Raw genomic sequence first — 21,919 nt, forward strand, 5'->3', positions numbered from 1 at the left:
ATTGGATTTTTTCTATCAATCGAAAAAAATAAATAAAGGATCAAACCTATTTATGGGTTTGATCCCAGACTGTAGACAAAAGACGTTCCAAACTCGAAATTTGAGTTTGGGACGTCTTTTTATCTGATTTCTTTCGAAATTCAGGACAAAAAAATAAAGGCTTCTTGCCTTTCCATAGCCATGTGGCTAATTTCTTTAAATTCATTGCAGCAAACACCAGCATCGTATGCGTCGCGACTTTTTCCAAACCTCGATACTTGGTCCAACGCATCCCATGCTTCTCTTTTGCATCCGCAAATATTCGTTCAATCGTTTGTTTTCGTTTTTTATAAATCGATTTATTCCGATCCGTTAAACGAAGATGTTCCGCTTCATCCATTAAGTCTCCCCAAACATGTCTCGTGATGACTCGTTGATGATTTTTACTTTTAGTACATTGGTTTAGCAGAGGGCAGTGCACACACTCTTTTGGATTGGATTTGTATTCACGATATCCATCTCGAGTGACTGTTGAAAAATCGAGCATTTGATCCTGCGGACAAATGTAACAATCATAATACTCGTCATAGAGAAACTCGTTTTTTGATACTAGTCCCTTTTTCCCTTTGGGCCTTGAATAAGGCAAACAAGGTCGAAGGTTCATATGAGTCAAAAAGTGAACAAACTTAGGTGTCTTATACCCGGCATCAGCGACAACACAATTGATTTCAGGAAAAAGTCTCTTCGATTGTTTGACGAGTTGAAAGGCGACTTGACTGTCATGAATATTTCCAGGAGTTATGATGGTGCTGAGAACAAATCCGTTGTCGTCGCATGAAGTATGGGCAGAATAAGCAAATTGTTTTTCTCGTTCACCTTTGACGTAGTAGCCACTTTCCGGATCAGACTTACTTATTTTTCTTTCTTTCAGCTTCACTTCCTTTTCTAGGTCCAAAGTAAAAGGGCGTTTTCCGGCCTCTATTCGTTGACGATTGATCTCATCTTCTAATTCATCTTGATAGGCTTTCGCTTCATCATGGGTCATTTCCTTCGTGAACTTATGCTTATTGGCGTTGGCTTTGATGTGGGTAGAATCCAGATACAAATTATCCTCTGTTACGAAACCTGCTTTAACTGCTTGTTCTAAAATATAGGCAAAGATATCCTCAAACAACGTCGTTTCTCTAAATCGGCGGACATAATTCTTTCCAAAAGTTGAGAAATGGGGGATTTTCTCCTCGAAGGAATAGCCTAAAAACCAGCGGTAAGCGACATTGGTATCGACTTCCTTAATGGTTTGGCGCATGGAACGGATGCCGAATAAATACTGGATAAACACCAATTTGATCAGAATGACTGGATCGATACTTGGTCGACCTAAATCGGAGTAAGTGGCTTCGACGATTGGATAAATAAAGTCAAAATCAATCGCGGCATCAATCTTTCGAACGAGGTGATCTTGAGGAACCAGATCATCAATCGTGAGCATCGCAAATTGATTTCTACCGTTCGTATTGTTTTTAGACATCATAACTATCACTCCTTGTATTCGATTTCATAAATCTATTATAAAAGAAAAGACTGTAGACATCATCCATAAAATGGACTTTGTCTACAGTCTGGGATCAAACCTATTTATGGGTTTGATCCTTTATTTGCTTGCGTACATCATAGAGCATCTTATTCAAGTCCGCTTCCTTTTTGCGAAGCTCTACTAAATCTTCTTTAATTTGCTTTTCCTTTTCATCCGTTTGAGGAGAAATAATGCCGTTTAAAGAAATTCCGATGATCGTTCCGATAAACGTATCTAAAACGCGATTCAGCGCATACACAAAGGATTCACCTTGGGGGATACTCAAGGCAATCAATAGCATCGTAGCAATGGCTGAAATGATTCCCGAATTATTGTTCAGTCCATCAGAGAGAACGATCACTAAGATCACAAAGAGAGGCAAAATAAACAGCTCGATCAAAAAATCGTTTTTAAAAAAAGCTTGAATATAGTAAAAAATCAAGGCCAATAATCCGCCAAGTGAGTTTCCTAATACGCGGGAACGACCAAAGGAAATACTTGTGGTCAGATCCTGACGCAGAGAAAAAACGGCAGCCAGTGCAGCGATCAAGGGAGAACCACGATCGGTCACATGGAATAACAAAATACAGAGCATGACAGCTAGTGCCGTCTTTATCGTTCGCATACCTAAACGAAAACGACCAATTTGCAATTCTTCCTCCTACTTTCTTTTCTTTATACTTAATAGTTTAGCGGAACTTTGACAAAAAAACAAAAGGCATTGTCTAAACAACACCTTTTGCTTAAAAAACTATTGATTTTGTTGCCATTTTTGCTGCATTTGGTCTAAAATGTCGATTACATCTTTGGTAAAGAAGAGGGATTTATTTGGAAGCTCTCCCTGAATCATTTGTACCATGTGTTCGATTTCGTAATTCATTGCATTTTCAGAGAAGCCGGATTCAATCAATTCCTTGGTTCCATCATTGAAGAACAACTCCGCTTTATCCGCTCTTGGATACTCATCAATGGTTATGTAGCCATTTTCAAAAGCCACAATTCCTTTTTTAGGCATTTTCGCCTGGAAGGTTAAACTGACTGTTGCTAGTTCATTCTTTTCATTTTGTAAAATGGTCACTGATTGCTCATCTACCCCAGTTGAAAAGGGAACCATCGTAGAGGCAATCACAGCTGGTTGTTCAGTCATGAACCAGCGAGCAAAAGAAACGGCATAGGTCCCAATATCCAATAAGGCACCACCAGCTAGATCGGGATTGAAGAATCGGTTGGTAGGATCAGGTTCTTTATAACTGCCAAAAGGTGCTTGGATCATTTTCAGTTGGCCCAATCGGCCGCTGTCCATTAACGCGTGTAATTCATGGTATAGCGGCATATTGAAAATCGTCATCGCTTCTGCTAAAACAAGCTTCTTCTTTTCAGCAAGTTCTATCGCCGATTGCAGCTCATCAAGGTTCATCGTAATTGCTTTTTCGCACAATACATGTTTGCCCGCTTCCAAAGCCTGCATGATATGTTGATGATGCTGGCGATTTGGCACCGCAATATATATAATAGAAATATCCTTATCAGCTAGTAATTCTTCATAGCTGCCATACGCTTTTGCCAAGTTGTATTGTTTGGCAAATGTTTCCGCTTTTTCTAAAGTTCGTGAGGCACAAGCGGTAAGAGTACTTGTTGTTTGATTGAAATTTTCTGCAAAACTGTGGGCGATGCCGCCGAGTCCGACGATGCCCCATTGTAGGTCTGTCATAATGCTCCTCCTAAAGTAATTTCAAATTGCGCGGACAAAAGTTAAAAATTTATTGAATCATTTTCCAAAGTATAGCAGTAAATGTTAAAATATTTCAATCCATTTGCTAAAGAGCTGTTTTTTTTCTAAAAATTCAGTAGAATAGAAAAGGAGGGATTTTTCGTGAATCAAATTTATTTAGATTTAGTGATGAGTGCCATTTTTGAACAATTTCATACAGAGCAAGATTTTTATCAGAATTATTTAGGTGTTAGTGAGGTTCAGTGGCAACAGTGGAAAGCTGGCCAAAATAATTTAACACCAGAAGCGAATCAAAAAATCAAAAACTTGTTCAGTGATTACGAATGGATGTTGAGTCAAAAAGTGATTCGCCAAACCTTTTTGTTCCCAGAAAAACGTCCAACCGCGGTTGCCGAATACCGTGAGATGAAATCAGTCATCGCGCAAAAATGGATCGCCAGCGGCTTAGCTCAGGTTGAGATGATTCCTTTTAAAAATAAAAATGAAGAGGAAAACCATGATTTTATCGATTTGCGCGTAACAATCGATTATGATCATTGGGGTTACAGTGATATACTGAGTTTTCGTTTACCAGCTCATATTCAAAATCAAATTGCTAGTGCCCATAAGAAAACGGCCTTACTTGATTGGGTAAATGAGAATTTAACGGAGACTTATACGTCGCTAGACGATTAACGAGAGGATTTTTACATTGAAAAAAACAGTAGGACTACTTTCAGTCATCATCATGTTTGGGATGACCGCCTATTCGCTTTTTTACAGCACACCAGCAGAATCAGATTCAAAAAAAGAAACTGCAACGACGTATTCTTTTGAGAAAAAGAAGACGGCAACAAAGAAAAACGCTGTACAAAAGGCATTGCCTGATTCGAACGCAAAAGATTGGAATCTTGTGCTAGTCGGACCCAAAAATAAAATTGAAAAAGAAGTTGCTGAAAGTCAGTTGACTACACTGTCTGACAATAGTCATCAAGTCGATAGCCGTATCGCTAAGGATTATGAAGCATTTTCCGAAGCTGCAACGAAAGCAGGCTTTCCATTGGTTATTGTTTCAGCGTTCCGTTCTGTTGAGGCACAAAAGGAAGTCTTTGACACAAATGTTAGTGGCTTGATGAGCGCTAATGGGATGTCGGAAGAAGAAGCCATTGCTAAGACGAAAGAAACAATCACGGAGCCTGGCTATAGTGAGCATCATACAGGCTTAGCAATCGACATCGTGGATCAAGACTGGTACAATACGTATTCTTCACAAGTCTTAGATGCATCCTATGGGGATCACCCGGGGGCAAAATGGATTGCTGAGAATGCGCCTAAGTATGGATTTATTATCCGTTATCTGAAGGATCGCCAGGATATTACAGGAATTACTTATGAACCATGGCATATTCGCTACGTTGGAAAAGAAAATGCCGAGTATATTTCTAAACACGATTTAACATTGGAAGAATTTTTGAAACAGTTGTCAGCCAAGTAAGGAGGCACTATGCCTAAAAAAACTTATCGAAAACGGAAGACCAACGCTTCGATCCCTCTGATTTTTGCGGGGATCTTAGTCATTGGGTTGGCTTTCGTTTTTTCTTTACATACATTATCAAATTCTGGGGTTGAAAAGGAACCGCAGGAAGAAACACTTTCTCGTCAGCAGTTCATTGATCAACTAGCCCCCCATGCCAAGCAATTGCAGCAAGGCTACGGGGTATTGCCTAGTATTATCTTAGGGCAAGCCATTTTAGAATCTAATTGGGGACAATCACAATTAGCGAGTCAATACAAGAATCTTTTCGGTATTAAAGCATCTGGCAATCAGCCAAAGGTTAGCCTAGAAACAAAGGAATACGTTAACGAACAATGGATTACGATTCAAGGGGACTTTAAAGTTTATAATTCTTGGGAGGAATCCTTGGATGATCATACGATGCTCTTCGTAAATGGCACCAATTGGGACCCTAAGCTTTATGCCGGGGTTTTAACTGCTACTGACTATAAACAAGCAGCCCAAGCACTCCAAACTGCGGGTTACGCGACTGATCCGGACTATGCGAATAAGATCATCAGTGTGATTGAATCGTATAATTTGGATCAATACGACCATTCATAGTAAACTTGGTTTAGAAACCTGTTAGGGAGATGACCGATATGTCAGAAAACAAGGCACCTGAAATTATGACCGAATTACGAAAAGACATCGTACGAGTACCAGAAGTGATCCAAAAAGCTTCCGGAATCGTCATTTTTGGAAAAAAGATTCGCTCCATTATTTTTACAACGGATATTGCGATTATCCGAAATACCGACGCGGATGCAGTAATCGCTGTTTATCCTTTCACTCCGCACCCGGCAATCACAAAGAGTATTATTGAGGCAGCAGATATTCCAGTCTTTTCCGGAGTAGCTGGAGGACTCACTCATGGGGCTCGTTCAGCTTATATGGGGATGTTTGCCGAATCGCAAGGGAGTCTTGGTGTCGTAGTAAATGGACCTACACCAGTTGAGACCATTCGAGCGATCGAAGATGTCGTAGATGTTCCGGTAATTGCCACAGTTACTTCAAAATATTCTAAAATTGAAGAAAAATTAGCAGCCGGAGTAGACATCATTAATATCAGCGCCGGAAAGGATACCGTCGATGCGGTGAAGCATTTTCGAGAAATGTATCCTGAGCTTCCAATTATTGCTACGGGTGGTCCAGATGAGGAAACCATTGAAGCGACGATTGAAGCCGGTGCAAATGCAATTACGTATACACCGCCGTCAAATGGTGTTTTATTTAGTAAGAAGATGGAAAAATACCGTAAAATGGAATATGATGAGGATCATCAATAGGAAATCTGCCTAGAATCTATAATGATTCTAGGCTTTTTTTGACGAAGCTTACCGTTGTTTTAGGTTTATTTAAGCTCTACTTGTCATACTTTCCCTGAAGCTAAAGATAAGGGGTGAGTATAATCAAACGAAGAGTAAACTATCTTGGGAGTGTAGTAATTATTATCATCAGTGGACTCATTTTTCAAAGTAAAATGGCAAGTTCTCCGGTCAATAGTCAAACAACTGATTCATCGCAGGCAGAAGTTGTACTAGCAGATGCACAATTATCAGCCAACACCCTACTTGATGTCCCATTAGAGAATCAAAATGCTGGAGAGGTTCCTCTGGAAAACGGCTGTGAGATTACAGCACTATCCATGTTATTAAATTATTACGGCTATGAAACAGATAAAAATGAATTAGCTGAACTGCTTGATTATGTTCCTCTTTATGAAGACGAGGGAGAAGCCATTTACGGGAATCCTCATGAAGGTTTCGTAGGAAATATCTATGAGGGGTATGATGCAATGGGTGTTGCAGTCGAGCCGATTACCGAAGTAGCGAATCAAATTATTCAAAACAATCAGACAGTCATTGCTGATACAGATACTTCATTTTCGAAGATAGCCAGTGTTGTTCAAGCAGGAACGCCTGTCTGGGTAGTTACCACGGTTGATTTTCAAGTACCAACGAGCGAGGATTTTAGAGTATGGCAAACGACTAGTGGCGAAGTAGAGGTATCCCCCTTGTGTCACGCCGTCGTTATCACAGGTGTTGATGAAGAGAGTGTCTATGTGAATGATCCCTATGGCTACAAAAATCGAATCGTGGAGCGTAGTGATTTTGAAGCAATTTATCAGTTGATGGGCAGTGAATCCTTATATTTGGAAGACAAATAAAACATACTAAGATTAGAGGGACGAATCAGTGACGGCTGATTCGTCCCTCTATCTTTTCTTTTTGGATTATAGTGAGAAGTGAGAGAAAGCTCGGACATAACCTCATGGGCGGCATATAAGCCCGCATTTAAAAACGAGCTTCTTCACTTACATTCTTGAATCAGGTTTAAGTATGTTGGGGCTTCGAGCCCGTGTATAGGAAATTGGAATCGGAATGAGTAGTGAAGAACTTTCTAAAACAGAAAGAAGGATTTGTATGGCAACGATTGTCGCACTAGATGTTTCAAAAGGAAAAAGTTTTTATGTGATGTATCAAGAAATGACGTGTCTTTATGAAGGTGAAATCACGCATACCAAAAGCGGCTTTCAAGAATTACATGCTCTTATTAAGAATTTACCTGAAGTGCCGGAAATTGTCTTTGAATCGACAGGTATTTACTCTCGACCAGTAGAAACTTTTTGTCAAAAGAATCAGTTGATTTATTATATTTTAAATCCACTTCAAGCCAAACAACAGATGGAAAAGGAATCTTTGAGAAAATGGAAGACCGATAAACGGGATGCGCATCGATTAGCACAAACTCATTGGAATAATTCAAGGACGAAGTCTGTTTCAGCTGAACCTCTCTATAAAGAACTTAGAGACCTTTCAAGATTCTATCAAGAAATCATGGATGAAATCGGACGTATGCGCATGCACTTGCACAACGCCATCCAACTAACCTTTCCTGAACTGGAACAAGTCTTGTCTAACAGGCTTACGCCATATGGGTTGACGATGATCGCTCAATACCCTCATCCATCATTCGTGCTGAAACAATCTAGGACAATCATTAAAAATCGTCTAATGGCCTCTACCGCAAAGAAAATCTCAGAGAATCGTGCAAGAAACAAAGCAGATGAACTGATTGCTTATGCCAAAGATTCCTATCCAGCTGTTTCTGAAACGGCGATACCCGTCGCAAAAACACGCTATTATGCGGAGCAGCTCCAAGCTCTTTTAAATCAGAAAGAACGCTTAGCGAACCAAATGATTGAAACAGCCAAACAGTTGGAAGAATTTTCAGTGATCGCTAGTTTTCCTGGCATTGGTGAACTCAGTGCTGCCCAGTTCATTGGTGAGCTAGGAGACCTTCGACGGTTTTCTGATCCCAGAAAGGCCAACGCTTATATTGGTATTGACATAAGGCGCTATCAATCTGGAAACTATTTAGCACAAGACCACATCAATAAACGTGGAAATCCAAAAGGTCGAAAAATTCTCTTTTTTATTGTCAAAAATATGATAAAAGCACAACACGCTGCTCCAAATCACATTGTCGATTACTATTACAAATTAAAAAAGCAACCCCTCCCGAAAAAAGAAAAGGTTGCCATCGTAGCTTGTATGAACAAGCTGCTAAAGTGTCTCCATGCCATGATTAGGAATGGGACAAAGTACGATTACTCGTACACGGTCTCAACGGACCATTAATATAGCGTAATTATACCACGATTTTCCCTTCTTTAAAAAAAAGCAAAGTGAGGGCTATTTGATGTGGGTAAAAATAAATAGAGGCTCTTCTTCGTTTCTCTTGACTAATCGTAGGATAGAGGTTGTGACAGAAGTGGTCAGCTTCAAGAAATTTCGGCTTATTTCCGAAGAAGCTACTTCTGGAACACCGTTTATTCGGAAAAAGGAGCTATGACAAGACTTTTGTCACAGCTCCTCTTCGAATTTATTTTAAGCAAAAATATGTTGGAACGTAGGTAATAATTGATCAAAAGAGGTAAGCTCGATATCTTGGATCTGAGACGTCCCTTTGGGTAATTGGCGATTACGATGATTCAACCATAGAGATTGCCAGCCGGCACGTTTTGAGCCGATTACATCGTTGTTAAAATTATCACCGACATACAGTGAATTTTCAGGATTTAATGAAAATTGTTTTTTTCCTAACTCAAAAATTTCTACATCCGGTTTTTCGTAACCTGTCGCTTGGGAAATGATAATATTGTCCTCATTCACCCAATTCAATAATCCTAGCTGAAGGATTTTCTTATATTGATGGTCAGTTGGTCCATTTGTGATGATGCTTACTGGAACCTTTTTAGTTTTCAGAAAATCAAGGGTTTTTTCAACTTCCTGATGCATAGTGATAGCATCAAGCTCTGCTTCGTATACCTCTTGGAAAGTCAACGCTTCTTCATCCGTAATGTGGGGATAATCCAAATCCTTCAGTGATTGACTGATCCGGTGGGAACGCATGTACTCTAAGGTCCACTCTTGAGTAATGACTTTGTTAAAGTTGGCGTCACTGTGGACGCGGAAACGAGTGTAAAGGGGAAGCATATCTTCCTCGCTTACTAATGGAAATAATTTCTGGACTGCTTTACGGAATGGTTCTTGTTGATCGTAGATAGTATCATCGATATCAAATACGACAGTTTCAATCAAAATCGACACGCCTTTCATTTTCAGCAAATTTTCAAATTATTACAGTTGCTATTTTAGTACAAAAAATCACACAAAAAAAGAGCAAAATCGTTGATTAGAAAAGGTTTTTACTACTAAAAAAGACAAACCGCCGTCTATCAATTTTCAGTATTTGGAACTAAAAAAAAGATTTCTTTTTAAATTCTAATCAATTATGATTAGAGTAAAGAAAAATGGATGGGCGGAAGAAAAGTATGCGAAGAAAAAAACGACAAGTCACAGATGTAGCATCAATCAAGAATTTAGTCGAAAAATCACAAGTAGTAAGAATTGCTTTGAACGGGGAAGAGTATCCTTATGTTGTTCCCGTGAACTTTGGTTATGAATGGAACGAGGAGAAATTAACGCTCTATGTTCACGGTGCGAATGAAGGTAAGAAAGTTTCCATGATCAAAAACGATCCTAAGGTAGCAGTAGAAATGGATGGCAACCACAAATTAGTTGAAGGAATGAGAAACGCGGCAGCTTATTCTTATGCATATCAAAGCTTGATTGGTTTTGGTAAAGCTGAGCTATTGGAAGATTTAGAGGAAAGAAGGAAAGCCTTGCATTTATTGATGGATCATGCGGCAAAAGGGGCTGAATATGATGAAATTCCTGAAGGCATGCTGAAGCGCACTGGGATCATCAAAATTATTTTGGACTCTTATACGATGAAGGAAAATATTCATCCTGAGGATAAATAAAAAGATTGCAAACCGCATTAAAAACGGTTTGCAATCTTTTTTTACTTACGGATCTTTTTCAAACGATATTCCTCAAAGTGAGCGGCATCTCCGCGACTTTGAACATGTGCGTAAATTCCCATTAAGACCGCTCCAATCGTATTGGTTAAGAGATCACCCATCGTGTCCATCAATGCCTCACGTCCGACTAATAATTTCCCGGCAGAAGTTGCATATCGTTGAAGATTCATATCCGCAACGGTATCGCAAAGAAATTCCCAGAACTCCCAGAAAACGCCGCAAAGACCGGCAAAGGCGAAACCAAATAACAAGAATAGCCAAGGGGATGTTTTGCTGATATCGGCATCCTTCATGAAGTATCCAATCAAGCCATAGCCAAGCGCTGTCAAGACCATTGGACTCACGGTATGCAGGATCTTATCCCAGAAGGAAATGATCGAAATCATGTGCAACGAAGTCCCTAAAAAGACGGAAATCACTAAGAAGAACCAATAAAAATAAATAATTTTTTCAGGTAAAATGATTTTGAATAATTTCGTAATAATTTCAGGTAGGAATATCAAAGCAATCCCGGCTAAACACTCAATTACAAAGATCACTCCTTGCTTAGTGGAGTATTTACCAATTGCAAACTCGTAAATATTGTAGAACAAACAGATTGCTCCAAAAATCAAAAGAGCCAAACGGTATTTTTTATAAGTCATGGAAATCACTACCTTCTATAAAAGATTTGATTTGCTCCAACAACGCTTTTTCGGTGCTGACGATCGTACCATTCAATTTGATTAGACCGACAGTATAAAGGTTTAAGTAATGAAATTGATTTTCCGCAGGTGTTTGCAACGCATCCAATTTCTTTTGATTATCAGCGCCTTGTTGCCGAGAATCTGTATACAATCCGATTACAGGAATGCCTTTCGCGTAAGCAACACCGATTTCAGAAGCAACACCTGCATCAATGGTCAATCCATCTAGCAATGCCACCATCAAATCACTTTTTAAAACCTCGTCAGTATCGGCAAGGGCGATCATTTTGCTATCAGCATAAGCTGATTTATCATTAATTCCTTCATTTTCCTGAGGCAAATAAACAGTAAGCGTTGAATCAATTTCTCGAATTTTTTCAACTAAATAGTTGTTATAAAGTAAGTCGCTTTGTGCAAATAGCGGTGCAGCAAAATAAATGTGTTTAGAAGTAGTCACTAAAATAAGCCTCCATATCTGGGATTGTTGTTTCTAATAATTCAATTGCTTTTTTGTCGGCCTCAAGCCGCTCAATTCGTGCGAGATACGCAGCCCGCCGATAATTCATCAGCATGCAGGTCAAGGTTTGAATATTCAATGCAATTCGTCTTCCCTGGGGCTGATCGGAAATAGTTAACTCACCAGCATCATTCCAGCTAAGAGCGAAAATACCATTGTTCCATTCAGCGACGGGGTCCTCCACCTCAAAATAGAAGGGTTCGACTGGTTTTTCAAATGGGTATTCCAGCAAGAACTCTTTTACATCAACGATCCGCGCCATAAAGAAAGGAGCAATCGTCTCGGTAATCTCGCTGTCATCCAATAAGAAGGAGAGTGGTTCATTTTTAAAAATATCGCCTTTGACCCAATAAACCATCGAAAAATGCGCACTGATAAAATTCCATAGTCCATTTCGAGCCTCTTGATTCAAGTAGAACATTTCCTTGATATGGAAGACTTCGTCGGAAATCCAATAAAACAAGACACCCGTTGGCTTTTTGTCGGCATCATAATAAATCGCCGCAATCCGTTCCTCTTCATTTTCAAAGCGCCAATATTCTTCCCAATTCAATTCTTTCCGAATCATCGCCCCATGATTATTTAACGCAAACTCATGATACACCTGATAAACATCAGGATCGTCAACTTCTCTACGCTCAACGATTCCCGGCAGGTCGACTTGTTTTGGTAGCTGAGTGTCTTTGATTTTAAAGCTGAGCTTGTCAGACATAATTTCCCAGCCTTTACGGCGATAGTAGGGGATATTGTAAGGATACAGATAGGAAATCCATTGTTGATCCTCACGCATTTGGACCAATGCTTTTTTGATCAAGTCCTTCATCAAGCCATGGTTGGCATATTCGGGATAGGTTCCAACGCCAGTAACACCGCCCATTTGGAAAAGCTTCCCGTGAATATTTACTTCACAAGGGTAAATGGCAATCTGTGAAATCAAATTATCACCATGGAACCAGCCAAAAACTTTTGATTGTTCTAAGACCGGCTTTTTCGCTCGCACCATTTCTCTTTTATTCTCGTATCCGCTGTTTTCAATATCACTTTCTGTCACTTGAAAGACATAACTAAGCAGCTCATCATATTGCGCTAAGTGTTCCTCACCTACAGGCTTTAAGACGAGCTGTTCCTTAAAGTCACTATCCATACGTTCATCTCCTAAAAAAAATATCCTATGAGTTATTCCACTAGACTAGCTAAATAGCTGGTAGAATGGAGCCTCAAAATTCATCTATATTCTAAGTATAGCAAAACAAGAATGATATTTCTCTTCCCGACTTTTAGAAATAGGGGAAAAGACTTTTTTTCTATTCCGATCGTTGGTATAATTGACAGTGCTGAGTGAACTACTCACCACTTAGCTAAACTTATCGGTTCTTCACGCTTGAAGTGGGAGCTTCTTGGGAAGAGAGCATACTTGTAAGTGCATTTTTTTCTCACAGCGGTTTCTCTTATTTACCAAGCTATCCCCGTAGTTCCTACGGTTCTTGTGGTTACCTAAGCCAACGTTTGGAGTCGTAATCCTTCGTTCAGAATATTGATACTCGCATTGATGTCTCGATCGTGATGAGTATGACAAACAGGACACGTCCATTCTCGAATGTCGAGTGTCTTCTTGCCGTCCTTGTGTCCGCATTCTGAACAAATTTGACTAGACGGAAACCATTTATCTATCTTGATAATTTCTCGTCCATACCAGTCGGCCTTGTATTGCAATTTAGTGACAAAGTTAGACCAGGATACATCTGAAATGCTTTTGGCTAATTTATGATTACGCAACATGCCTTTCGTGTTTAAGTCTTCGATACAGATGACATCGTGATTTTTGATAATCTCTGTACTCAACTTATTCAGAAAGTCGGTCCGTTGATTCATTACTTTTTCGTGTAGCCTAGCGACTTTTTTCTTTTGTTTTTGATAGTTTCTCGCTTCAAAAAGGTCTTTCCCTAATTTTTTAGCGAGTAACGCGCGTCTCGATAATTTTCGTTGTTCCCGTTTGAATTTCTTTTCCATTTTTGATGTGAATCGATTATTATCGAATTTTTGACTATCAGAAAGAATCGCAAAATCAGTAATACCTAAATCAATACCGATCGCAGAGCTTGTTTTAGGGAACTCGCTGATTTCTTCTTTACACAACAAAGAAATATAATATTTACCGCTAGAATGTCGGGAGATTGTAGCCGATTTTATGAGCCCTTTTGGTTGTCTGTGGAGTGTAATTCTAATAAGTGATTTCAGCTTAGGAATTTTGATGAAATTATTCCCCACCAAAGCGACTGTTCCTTTTTGATTATTAGTTGTATAGCTTTGAACGGGATTTTTCTTACTTTTGAAACGAGGAAAGCCCACCGATTTATCGCGAAAGAAGTTCTTGTAGGCCTTATTCAAATTAAGTTGTGCATTAGCTAGAGCAAGACTATCGACTTCTTTCAAGAACGGAAAATCGTTCTTGTATTTTGCAGGTGTTGGGAAATATCTTTTCTTCGAGGGATCATTCTTGGTTTCTTCATACGCTTTCATACGGTCGCCAAGCATAAGATTGTAGACCTTACGGACGCAGCCAAAAGTCCTAGCAAAAAATTCTTCTTGATCCTCTGTTGGATAGATTCTGAATTTGTAGGCTTTTAGTCGTTCCATCACGTTTGCTCGCTTTCCATTGATAGTCATAAAGCTAAGAGACGAAACCTTTATTCTCTAAGGTTTGTTCGTTGATTTATTATACCAAAAGGGGAACAAGAAGGGAACAGAATCAAAATAGAAAGGCATTCATCCCCCACCTACAGAGGATGGGCGACTTCTGCCTGAATCGTTAAAAGAAATGAGGAACTTTGATGAATATAGAAGAAATGAAGAAACGCCAGCAGATGATTCGAAATTTTTCGATCATCGCGCATATTGATCACGGGAAGTCGACATTGGCTGACCGGATCTTAGAACAAACCAATACAGTGAGTTCTCGTGAAATGCAGGAGCAATTGCTAGACTCAATGGACCTTGAACGTGAACGCGGAATTACGATTAAATTGAATGCGGTCGAGTTGCATTATACTGCTAATGATGGTCAAAATTATATTTTCCATTTGATTGACACACCAGGACACGTCGATTTTACCTATGAAGTTTCACGAAGCTTGGCGGCCTGTGAAGGTGCGGTCTTAGTCGTGGATGCGGCACAAGGGATTGAAGCCCAGACTTTGGCGAATGTTTATTTAGCGTTAGATAACGATTTGGAAATCTTGCCAGTTATTAACAAAATTGATTTACCAGCCGCTGATCCAGAACGTGTTCGTAAAGAAATTGAAGATGTGATTGGGATTGATGCGGAAGATGCAGTTCTTGCTAGTGCGAAAACCGGCATCGGGATCAGTGAAATTTTGGAGCAAATCGTTACGAATGTTCCTGCACCAAGCGGTGATCTAGACGCGCCATTAAAAGCGTTGATCTTCGACTCTGTTTATGACAGTTATCGCGGGGTCGTATTAAATGTTCGGATAACAGATGGGATTGTTCGCCCTGGTGATAAGATCCAATTAATGAGCAATGGTAAAACCTTTGATGTAACAGAGGTCGGTGTCTTTTCACCGAAAGCTGTTCAACGAGATTATTTGATGGTCGGCGATGTCGGCTATATCACTGCCAGCATTAAGTCTGTTCAAGACACGCGTGTCGGGGACACTGTGACACTAGCGAATAATCCTGCAGCAGAAGCTTTGGACGGATATCGTAAAATGAATCCAATGGTATTCTGTGGGTTATATCCGATCGACACTTCGCGCTATAACGATTTACGAGAAGCGTTGGAAAAATTACAATTGAACGATGCTGCTTTACAATTTGAGCCAGAAACCTCTCAAGCATTAGGGTTCGGTTTCCGTTGCGGCTTCTTAGGCCTTCTCCACATGGATGTCGTTCAAGAACGTCTGGAGCGTGAATTCAATCTTGAATTGATCACCACGGCACCATCCGTTATTTACCATGTAAACTTAACAGACGGTACGCAGTTGATCGTGGATAATCCTTCAGATTTTCCTGATCCATCAAAAATTCAAAACGTTGAAGAACCTTTCGTGAAAGCCAACATCATGGTACCAAACGATTATGTCGGTGCCGTTATGGAGCTTTCGCAACGCAAACGTGGCGAGTTTATTACCATGGATTATCTCGATGATTATCGCGTGAATGTTGTTTACAATATTCCATTGTCGGAAATCGTCTTTGACTTCTTTGATAAATTAAAATCAAGTACCAAAGGCTATGCTTCATTAGACTATGAAATGGCTGATTATCGCGAAAGCCGCTTAGTCAAGATGGATATTCTGTTGAATGCAGAAAAAGTCGATGCCTTAAGCTTTATCGTTCACCGCGAGTTCGCACAAGAACGTGGCCGTGCGATCGTTGATAAATTGAAGACCCTGATCCCGCGTCAACAATTCGAAGTACCGATTCAAGCAACCATTGGTACCAAAATCGTTGCCCGTACAGATATTAAAGCCTTACGTAAAAATGTATTGGCGAAATGTTACGGCGGGGACGTTTCTCGTAAACGTAAATTACTAGAGAAACAAAAAGAAGGGAAGAAACGGATGAAACAAATTGGCTCCGTTGAAGTCCCTCAAGAGGCGTTCATGGCTGTTCTTAAGATGGATGAAGACGATAACAAGAAATAGCCTTTTTAAACGAGAAAAGCCTATTAAATCAACGTTTCGAATTTGTTGCATTTGAGTAAAAATTGTTTTTATACTGTTTTATGCTGTCACGGCTGCTGTCGCGAACAGTAAAAATTGCCAAAAGTGGAACATTTTCTTGAAGTTGTTTTGTTTAATGTAAGATGAAAACATCTCTTTTGAGGTGTTTTTTTCTTGCACAAAAATGAAGCAGAGTTTATGAAATATGGCAATCACTTAGAAAAGCTTCGAAAAAAGAAAGAATTTAGTCAACTTCAATTGGCTGAAAAAACTGGAATCAGTAGAAGTATGCAATAAAATATGAAAAGGGATTACGAAAGATTTCACCAAAAAGTAAATCACTAGTTTATCGAACGTTAGACGTAAATCAAAGTTTAAACGAAGAAGGGAACGAAAGAGACTCTTTATTAAAGAGCCTCAAAAATTCGAAACAAAAGTATAGTCTTAGTTCAACTGAGTTAGCTAAAAAGTTAGAAACTGGCGACCTATTCCCCCAATTAATCATTGGGATTGAAAACCGTGATATAAAACCACCTGAAAATATGATTAGAAGAATAAATAAACTATTATCAAAATCGCGGGACACTACTATTTATGAACGATCTAATGTCGTTGAAATCAAGAATAGACCATCACAAAATTAGGCTTAATCTATGAATCAATTAAAAAATATAAGGTTAAGATTGATAGCCAACTATTTTAGGATGATTATTTTTGATTTCATGACTATTTGGTCACAATAAAAGCAGTTTTTGCTACTCTTTTTTTGTAACAATAATAAAAAAATGGAGTGTGTTGATATGACAAAATTAAAAAAATTAAATTTATACGAAATGAAGAATATTGCTGGCGGTACCTATTATGGCAATGGTGTATCTTGTAACAAGAAAGGCTGCTCAGTTGACTGGGGCAAAGCTATCAGTATTATAGGAAATAATTCCGCAGCAAACTTAGCAACTGGCGGTGCTGCTGGTTGGAAGTCATAAGACTTTATTTTTAAGGTTAAAAAATTAGGTGGTGAGTTTATGTCTACAGTAAAATGGTTTTCTGGCGGTAATGAAAGAGGAGATCAAGCAGTAAATATTATCAATGTGTTACTTGATTACAAAGACCTTAGTCAAAATGATCAATTACGAAAAACTTTGATTGAATATAAAGCTGAGCTACAAAAACAAGGATCATCTGTACCTTTTATTCTAAGCCGAATGAATCTAGATATATCCAAGGCTTTACGAAATGATGGCGTTTATCTTAACGAAGAGCAAAAGAAATACTTAAAACAGTTAACTTCTTTGTCAAATATTCGATATGGATATTAGATCAACTATCTTTACCATTTTATATTTGATAATGAAAAAGTCATTTTTCTGTTTGGAATAATAGGAGTTGTTTTATCTAAAAATTGTGACTTTAAATGAAAGTTGATATGAAATGCACCACCGTCAGGTATGGAATGAACCTTCCATACTTCTGGGGGTGTATTTTATTGGATTTTTACGATTCCTTATCCTCTCTATTAATTAGAAAACTTAAACATTTTCGAATGAAGATTCAAACAAATTGAAAGTTTTCATTTTGCGACAATATCTAGCTATTAGAAGATAAATTCGACATTTAATATGAATAGCTATTTAAAATAAATTTGTATCATAAAAAAAAGATTCATAAAAGAAAGGAAAAGAAAAATGATTAAAAAGGATGTATTAAAGAAAGTAGATTTAAAAAAGGTAGTAGGTGGTGGCGGTGCATCAGGAACTTGGATGGATAGTAAAACCAAAGCTTGTATCAATGGTCAAGCAGGAGGAATGTTGGCTGGGTCTCCAGGCGGTATAGGTGGAATTATCATTGGCGGTATAGGTGGGGCAATTGCCGGTGGGTGTTTTGGTTAGGATTTTAATCCAAGTACTTTTGTTTATGATTGTGGTTGGGTTCATGACCAAATCAAATTTTTCCGTATCAGAATTTCTTTTAGGTACAGGAGTTTTTGCACTTGGAACTGTATTTGAAAGAATCGTAATTTCTAAGTTTTACAATAAAAAGAGCTGAAAAGCTCTTTTTTTGATATTGTGATCATTCATTCCGAATTATTTCACAAAAGTTAATTGAATTAATCAAAACAATTGGAAAACTCGTTCACTTTGATTGCTACTTTAGGATCAATATGTTGGATTTTAGGATTTTTTGTAATAGATACGAGTCATTATACTTATTCTTATGTAAAGAGCATATTTAGAAATGAGGATAAACATGAAGAGATTGAAGTTGATTAAACAGCATGACGAAAAGGATTGCGGTGTTGTTTGTCTTGCTATGATTCTAAAAACATATGATACAACATTACCTATCAGTAAGTTGAGAATAATGTCTGGAACGAATACTCAAGGAACATCTGCCTATGGGCTTGTAATGGCATTAGAATCTCTTGGATTCAAAAATGAAGTTTTTCAAACAGATTGCTCGATTTGGAACGAGAAAACGTTGCCTTTTCCATTCATCGCTCACGTTATTCTAGATGAGTCTTTTATGCATTACGTCGTTGTATATGGAAGAAAAAGAGGAAAATTGTTAATTGCTGATCCTGCACGTGGAAAGTTGAAAAAAACTCCCAAAGCGTTCAATCAAGAATGGACGGGCATTGTATTAACAGCAGTCCCAGACGATGACTATGAACCGATCCATGAAACATCTAATGGGTTATTCTCTTTTATCCCATTACTAAAAAGCCATAAAAAAAGTATTATTGGTATCGTTTTTCTTTCATTCATTTTGACAGGATTTGGGATTATTGGGTCCTATTATTTTCAGATAATTATTGATCAAATTGTTCCGGCCAAATCAATTCATTTATTGACAATGCTATCTATTGGACTGCTGTCTATGTATATGCTTCAAGGTTTTTTTCACTATTTTAAGCAGTATTTATTAATTAAACTCGGACAGCGACTCAGTTCTTCAATTATGCTAAAGTATTTTGATCATGTTTTGCGATTGCCAATGGACTTCTTTTCGACAAGAAAATCAGGGGAGATTATTTCTAGATTTTTAGATGCTAGTAAGATTATTGATGCTTTGGCGAATGCGGCACTATCATTGTTTCTTGATGCATCAATGGTTCTCATCATAGGCGGAGTATTGTTTCTACAAAATCGCCTATTATTTTTAATTAGTTCAATGACGATACCAATATATGCTTTAATTGTATTTATCTTCATGAAGCCTTTTGAGCGAGCAAACGAGGAACAAATGGAAGCAGGAGCAGTCGTTAATGCTCAAATTATTGAAAGCTTAAAAGGAATTGAAACAATTAAATCGTTAAATGCTGCAAATAAAATATCTAATAAAGTACAAACACAGTTTGAAAAAATGATGGAAAAATCTTTTAAAACAGAGAATTTGGATAATCTACAAATGAATTTAAAAACAGTACTTCAAGTGCTAGGATCTACAACTTTGTTGTGGGTAGGAACATCCCTTGTTTTAAAAGGACAATTATCCATAGGGCAACTAATTACCTACAATGCCTTGATGTCGTTTTTCACAACGCCCTTACAAAACATCATCAATTTACAGGTGAAAATTCAAACAGCGAAAGTAGCTAATGATCGATTAAATGAAATTTTCTATTTAGATCAGGAAAGTTTAGAGCTAGGTCAAGAGGGGAGTCGATTTTCTTCTTCAGTAATTAGTGATCGTTCTTTTCCCATGATTGAGGTCGAAAATCTTTCATTTGCTTATGGTTTTGAAGAAAATGTATTGAATAATTTATCCTTAAAAATACAGAAAAATGAGAAGATTGCAGTTGTTGGTATGAGTGGTTCTGGAAAATCTACATTAGCAAAATTATTAGTTAACTTCTATCAAGCACAAGAAGGAGCTATCAAAATTCAAGGACAGAATCTTAAATCAATTTCCCGAATTGATTTAAGAAATGCAATCAGCTATGTTTCACAGGAAGTTTTCTTTTTCAGTGGGAGTATTTATGAGAATTTGCTTTTTGGGTTAGATCGAGAGCCCTCCGATGAAGAAATAGTCCGGGTATGTGAATTAGCGCAAATAAGGAAGTATATTGAAGAGTTACCTCTAGGGTACCATTCTCCAATAGAAGAGGGCGCAGGAAATCTGTCAGGCGGACAAAAACAACGTCTTGCGATCGCAAGAGCTCTTCTCAAAAATTCTGACATAATCATACTTGACGAAGCAACTAGTGGGCTAGACACGCGACTAGAACACGACATCATTCAGAATTTGATGAGTATGAAAGACAAAACAATTATCTTTATTGCCCATCATCTTTCAATTGCAAAAGAGTGTGATCACGTATTTGTTATGGAAAATGGAAAGATCGTAGAAGCTGGTACGCATCAGCAATTGCGATCACTCAATGGAATGTATGAAAACTTATGGGAAATGATTGCTACTGCCTAACAATGAAAGCTGGCTTTTTTCACGATCTCCTATTTTGATTGATTATTGTTATAATAAGGTAACTATCATGATAGGAAGTGAGTCTGTGATACAGTTAGACATATTCACCTATTTTTTCAAGGAATTTTTCGATTTATTATTATTGTTCGTCCTAATTGGGCTCCTCACAAAAATAAAGAACAAAAGCTTTTATGGATTGTTGATAGTACTTCTATTTCCAATTACCCTATTATCTGTTACGGATACGTTTTTAACAGGAATAGCCCTAACTATTGTTTTTATTCTTTTACGAGTTCCGGTGTGGAAGAGAACACCAGATTGTAGAATAAACGATCTGTTTGGCTATCTTCTTTCTTTATCGTTATACGCCATTGTTCCTCTTTTTTCATCGATCATTGCAACAAGCGGTTCAAATCTTAAATTTTATGTTCCAATAAAAAATGGACCGCTAATCGCGTTAGTGATGGTTGTGCTTGACTGGTCTATTTCATTAATACTAGTAGTATTAATAAAAAAGAACATACTGAATCGCTCATTTAGTAAGGATGAAAAAAATATCTTCACAATGCAGCTTGCTGTATTCTTAACCTTTGTCTATTTATTCGGAGAAATTTTACGTAAAATGGAGGTTTTAGGTGTCTTTAGACTCATCATGGTTGGCTTTTTAGTTGCTCAATTTTCTTTCACTATTTTTCTCACCTATCTATCAATAAAAAAAAATCAAGAGAAAGTGGAACTAAAGAACCTTAAAGAGCAAATCGAAATGATGAACGCTTATACTACAGATGTCGAGAAAAATTATCAAGAATTACGTAAGTTCCGTCATGACTACAAGAATATGTTGCTTGGGTTAAAAGCTGGTAAAAATGAGTCAGAAATTAATCGAGACTATTTAGAGCAAATGATGGTCTATTCGCATCAAATGATCGATACTAGTGTAATGCGATTTTCGGGGATCAGTCATTTGAGGATTGCCTCGATCAAATCGTTGATAATCACCAAACTTTTACAGGCAGAGCAAGCGGGATTGACTGTAAATTTTGAATGTTTAATTCCTATCGATAAGATTAATATGAATGAGGTAAAGTTAATTCGAATACTAGGAATTTTGCTCGATAATGCGATAGAAGCAGCAGGTGAATCACAAGATAAATTCTTAACGATCCTTTTCATTGATTCTTCGAATACTATAGAAATTTCGATAGAAAATAGCTATAAAGGAAAACTACCCTCCATAGTAAAAATGAACAAAGAAGGATTCAGTAGTAAGGGGAAAGATAGAGGGTTAGGACTAGCTAATATTCAAGATATCCTATCTACAGCTAAACAGACAGATGTTTCCTATTTCTCAGATAATGGGGTATTTGTTTCAACAATAACCATAAAGAAAGCGTGA

At 38.0% G+C, this 21,919-nt stretch carries 22 protein-coding genes; 14 read left to right on the top strand and 8 right to left on the bottom strand.

Annotated features, from left to right (window positions below; all coding sequences use genetic code 11):
* Window positions 1–46 precede the first annotated feature (46 nt).
* The 3 genes from IGI44_RS07470 to IGI44_RS07480 form a co-directional block, all read right to left on the bottom strand.
* Complete coding sequence (locus IGI44_RS07470) at window positions 47–1,510, bottom strand: IS1182 family transposase (RefSeq protein WP_438787151.1); 1,464 nt, start codon at window positions 1,508–1,510, stop codon at window positions 47–49.
* A 100-nt stretch (window positions 1,511–1,610) separates the two neighbouring features.
* Window positions 1,611–2,204: an FUSC family protein gene (locus IGI44_RS07475; RefSeq protein ID WP_438787152.1), complete on the bottom strand. Its 594-nt coding sequence runs from the start codon at window positions 2,202–2,204 to the stop codon at window positions 1,611–1,613.
* 99 nt (window positions 2,205–2,303) lie between these two features.
* A complete protein-coding gene (locus IGI44_RS07480; protein WP_438787153.1) occupies window positions 2,304–3,263 on the bottom strand; it encodes a Gfo/Idh/MocA family protein in 960 nt (319 codons plus the stop codon).
* A gap of 162 nt (window positions 3,264–3,425) precedes the next feature.
* Here IGI44_RS07480 and IGI44_RS07485 point away from each other — a divergent pair, with 162 nt between their 5' ends.
* The 6 genes from IGI44_RS07485 to IGI44_RS07510 all read left to right on the top strand — a co-directional run bounded on the left by IGI44_RS07485 (window position 3,426) and on the right by IGI44_RS07510 (window position 8,462).
* Window positions 3,426–3,959 carry a hypothetical protein gene (locus IGI44_RS07485; protein ID WP_438787154.1) on the top strand — a complete coding sequence of 178 codons (534 nt, stop codon included), beginning with the start codon at window positions 3,426–3,428 and terminating at the stop codon, window positions 3,957–3,959.
* A gap of 16 nt (window positions 3,960–3,975) precedes the next feature.
* The gene (locus tag IGI44_RS07490; protein WP_438787155.1) at window positions 3,976–4,758 is read left to right on the top strand and encodes a M15 family metallopeptidase; all 783 of its coding nucleotides are present in this window, start codon (window positions 3,976–3,978) and stop codon (window positions 4,756–4,758) included.
* 9 nt (window positions 4,759–4,767) lie between these two features.
* A complete protein-coding gene (locus IGI44_RS07495) occupies window positions 4,768–5,382 on the top strand; it encodes a glycoside hydrolase family 73 protein (RefSeq protein WP_438787156.1) in 615 nt (204 codons plus the stop codon).
* Window positions 5,383–5,420: 38 nt separating this feature from the next.
* Window positions 5,421–6,107 carry a hydrolase gene (locus IGI44_RS07500; RefSeq protein ID WP_438787157.1) on the top strand — a complete coding sequence of 229 codons (687 nt, stop codon included), beginning with the start codon at window positions 5,421–5,423 and terminating at the stop codon, window positions 6,105–6,107.
* Between the two features lie 194 nt (window positions 6,108–6,301).
* Entirely contained in the window at window positions 6,302–6,988 is a 687-nt protein-coding gene (locus tag IGI44_RS07505; RefSeq protein WP_438788935.1) for a C39 family peptidase, read from the top strand.
* A 256-nt stretch (window positions 6,989–7,244) separates the two neighbouring features.
* On the top strand, window positions 7,245–8,462 hold the full coding sequence (locus IGI44_RS07510; protein ID WP_438787158.1) for an IS110 family transposase: 1,218 nt from the start codon (window positions 7,245–7,247) through the stop codon (window positions 8,460–8,462).
* Window positions 8,463–8,711: 249 nt separating this feature from the next.
* On the opposite strand, the gene IGI44_RS07515 is transcribed toward IGI44_RS07510, so the two are convergent.
* Window positions 8,712–9,443, bottom strand: a complete 732-nt coding sequence (locus IGI44_RS07515) for an HAD family hydrolase (protein ID WP_438788936.1) — start codon at window positions 9,441–9,443, stop codon at window positions 8,712–8,714.
* A 215-nt stretch (window positions 9,444–9,658) separates the two neighbouring features.
* Between IGI44_RS07515 and IGI44_RS07520 the strand changes: the two genes are divergently transcribed.
* Window positions 9,659–10,150, top strand: coding sequence for a pyridoxamine 5'-phosphate oxidase family protein (locus tag IGI44_RS07520; protein WP_438787159.1), 492 nt, complete (start codon window positions 9,659–9,661; stop codon window positions 10,148–10,150).
* A 41-nt stretch (window positions 10,151–10,191) separates the two neighbouring features.
* On the opposite strand, the gene IGI44_RS07525 is transcribed toward IGI44_RS07520, so the two are convergent.
* The 4 genes from IGI44_RS07525 to tnpB all read right to left on the bottom strand — a co-directional run bounded on the left by IGI44_RS07525 (window position 10,192) and on the right by tnpB (window position 14,050).
* Window positions 10,192–10,854: a hypothetical protein gene (locus IGI44_RS07525; RefSeq protein ID WP_438787160.1), complete on the bottom strand. Its 663-nt coding sequence runs from the start codon at window positions 10,852–10,854 to the stop codon at window positions 10,192–10,194.
* On the bottom strand, window positions 10,844–11,353 hold the full coding sequence (locus tag IGI44_RS07530) for a nucleoside 2-deoxyribosyltransferase (protein ID WP_438787161.1): 510 nt from the start codon (window positions 11,351–11,353) through the stop codon (window positions 10,844–10,846). The genes IGI44_RS07525 and IGI44_RS07530 overlap by 11 nt, the downstream gene beginning before the upstream one ends.
* The gene (locus IGI44_RS07535; RefSeq protein ID WP_438787162.1) at window positions 11,340–12,557 is read right to left on the bottom strand and encodes a GNAT family N-acetyltransferase; all 1,218 of its coding nucleotides are present in this window, start codon (window positions 12,555–12,557) and stop codon (window positions 11,340–11,342) included. Before IGI44_RS07535 ends, IGI44_RS07530 begins: the two co-directional genes overlap by 14 nt.
* Window positions 12,558–12,907: 350 nt before the next feature.
* Window positions 12,908–14,050, bottom strand: a complete 1,143-nt coding sequence (tnpB, locus tag IGI44_RS07540; RefSeq protein ID WP_438787163.1) for an IS200/IS605 family element RNA-guided endonuclease TnpB — start codon at window positions 14,048–14,050, stop codon at window positions 12,908–12,910.
* A 194-nt stretch (window positions 14,051–14,244) separates the two neighbouring features.
* Between tnpB and lepA the strand changes: the two genes are divergently transcribed.
* The 7 genes from lepA to IGI44_RS07575 all read left to right on the top strand — a co-directional run bounded on the left by lepA (window position 14,245) and on the right by IGI44_RS07575 (window position 21,919).
* Complete coding sequence (gene lepA / locus IGI44_RS07545) at window positions 14,245–16,080, top strand: translation elongation factor 4 (RefSeq protein WP_438787164.1); 1,836 nt, start codon at window positions 14,245–14,247, stop codon at window positions 16,078–16,080.
* Window positions 16,081–16,296: 216 nt separating this feature from the next.
* Window positions 16,297–16,395: a helix-turn-helix domain-containing protein gene (locus IGI44_RS07550; protein ID WP_438788938.1), complete on the top strand. Its 99-nt coding sequence runs from the start codon at window positions 16,297–16,299 to the stop codon at window positions 16,393–16,395.
* Between the two features lie 503 nt (window positions 16,396–16,898).
* Window positions 16,899–17,084, top strand: coding sequence for a leucocin A/sakacin P family class II bacteriocin (locus tag IGI44_RS07555; protein WP_438787165.1), 186 nt, complete (start codon window positions 16,899–16,901; stop codon window positions 17,082–17,084).
* 39 nt (window positions 17,085–17,123) lie between these two features.
* On the top strand, window positions 17,124–17,417 hold the full coding sequence (locus IGI44_RS07560) for a bacteriocin immunity protein (protein WP_438787166.1): 294 nt from the start codon (window positions 17,124–17,126) through the stop codon (window positions 17,415–17,417).
* A gap of 366 nt (window positions 17,418–17,783) precedes the next feature.
* Window positions 17,784–17,987, top strand: a complete 204-nt coding sequence (locus IGI44_RS07565) for a Blp family class II bacteriocin (protein ID WP_438787167.1) — start codon at window positions 17,784–17,786, stop codon at window positions 17,985–17,987.
* A gap of 358 nt (window positions 17,988–18,345) precedes the next feature.
* Window positions 18,346–20,523 (top strand): peptide cleavage/export ABC transporter, encoded by a 2,178-nt coding sequence (locus IGI44_RS07570; RefSeq protein WP_438787168.1) that lies wholly within the window; start codon window positions 18,346–18,348, stop codon window positions 20,521–20,523.
* Window positions 20,524–20,821: 298 nt separating this feature from the next.
* Window positions 20,822–21,919, top strand: coding sequence for a sensor histidine kinase (locus IGI44_RS07575; protein WP_438787169.1), 1,098 nt, complete (start codon window positions 20,822–20,824; stop codon window positions 21,917–21,919).

This window comes from Enterococcus sp. DIV0756, from assembly GCF_051710745.1.
Classification (GTDB): domain Bacteria; phylum Bacillota; class Bacilli; order Lactobacillales; family Enterococcaceae; genus Enterococcus_A.

Coding starts and splice junctions, on each gene's coding strand:
- IGI44_RS07555 (WP_438787165.1), top strand. CDS start 16,899: ATGACAAAATTAAAAAAATTAAATTTATACGAAATGAAGAATATTGCT.
- IGI44_RS07480 (WP_438787153.1), bottom strand. CDS start 3,263: ATGACAGACCTACAATGGGGCATCGTCGGACTCGGCGGCATCGCCCAC.
- IGI44_RS07550 (WP_438788938.1), top strand. CDS start 16,297: ATGAAATATGGCAATCACTTAGAAAAGCTTCGAAAAAAGAAAGAATTT.
- IGI44_RS07560 (WP_438787166.1), top strand. CDS start 17,124: ATGTCTACAGTAAAATGGTTTTCTGGCGGTAATGAAAGAGGAGATCAA.
- tnpB (WP_438787163.1), bottom strand. CDS start 14,050: ATGGAACGACTAAAAGCCTACAAATTCAGAATCTATCCAACAGAGGAT.
- IGI44_RS07535 (WP_438787162.1), bottom strand. CDS start 12,557: ATGGATAGTGACTTTAAGGAACAGCTCGTCTTAAAGCCTGTAGGTGAG.
- IGI44_RS07500 (WP_438787157.1), top strand. CDS start 5,421: ATGTCAGAAAACAAGGCACCTGAAATTATGACCGAATTACGAAAAGAC.
- IGI44_RS07565 (WP_438787167.1), top strand. CDS start 17,784: ATGATTAAAAAGGATGTATTAAAGAAAGTAGATTTAAAAAAGGTAGTA.
- lepA (WP_438787164.1), top strand. CDS start 14,245: ATGAATATAGAAGAAATGAAGAAACGCCAGCAGATGATTCGAAATTTT.
- IGI44_RS07515 (WP_438788936.1), bottom strand. CDS start 9,443: ATGAAAGGCGTGTCGATTTTGATTGAAACTGTCGTATTTGATATCGAT.
- IGI44_RS07525 (WP_438787160.1), bottom strand. CDS start 10,854: ATGACTTATAAAAAATACCGTTTGGCTCTTTTGATTTTTGGAGCAATC.
- IGI44_RS07520 (WP_438787159.1), top strand. CDS start 9,659: ATGCGAAGAAAAAAACGACAAGTCACAGATGTAGCATCAATCAAGAAT.
- IGI44_RS07505 (WP_438788935.1), top strand. CDS start 6,302: ATGGCAAGTTCTCCGGTCAATAGTCAAACAACTGATTCATCGCAGGCA.
- IGI44_RS07570 (WP_438787168.1), top strand. CDS start 18,346: ATGAAGAGATTGAAGTTGATTAAACAGCATGACGAAAAGGATTGCGGT.
- IGI44_RS07510 (WP_438787158.1), top strand. CDS start 7,245: ATGGCAACGATTGTCGCACTAGATGTTTCAAAAGGAAAAAGTTTTTAT.
- IGI44_RS07495 (WP_438787156.1), top strand. CDS start 4,768: ATGCCTAAAAAAACTTATCGAAAACGGAAGACCAACGCTTCGATCCCT.
- IGI44_RS07470 (WP_438787151.1), bottom strand. CDS start 1,510: ATGATGTCTAAAAACAATACGAACGGTAGAAATCAATTTGCGATGCTC.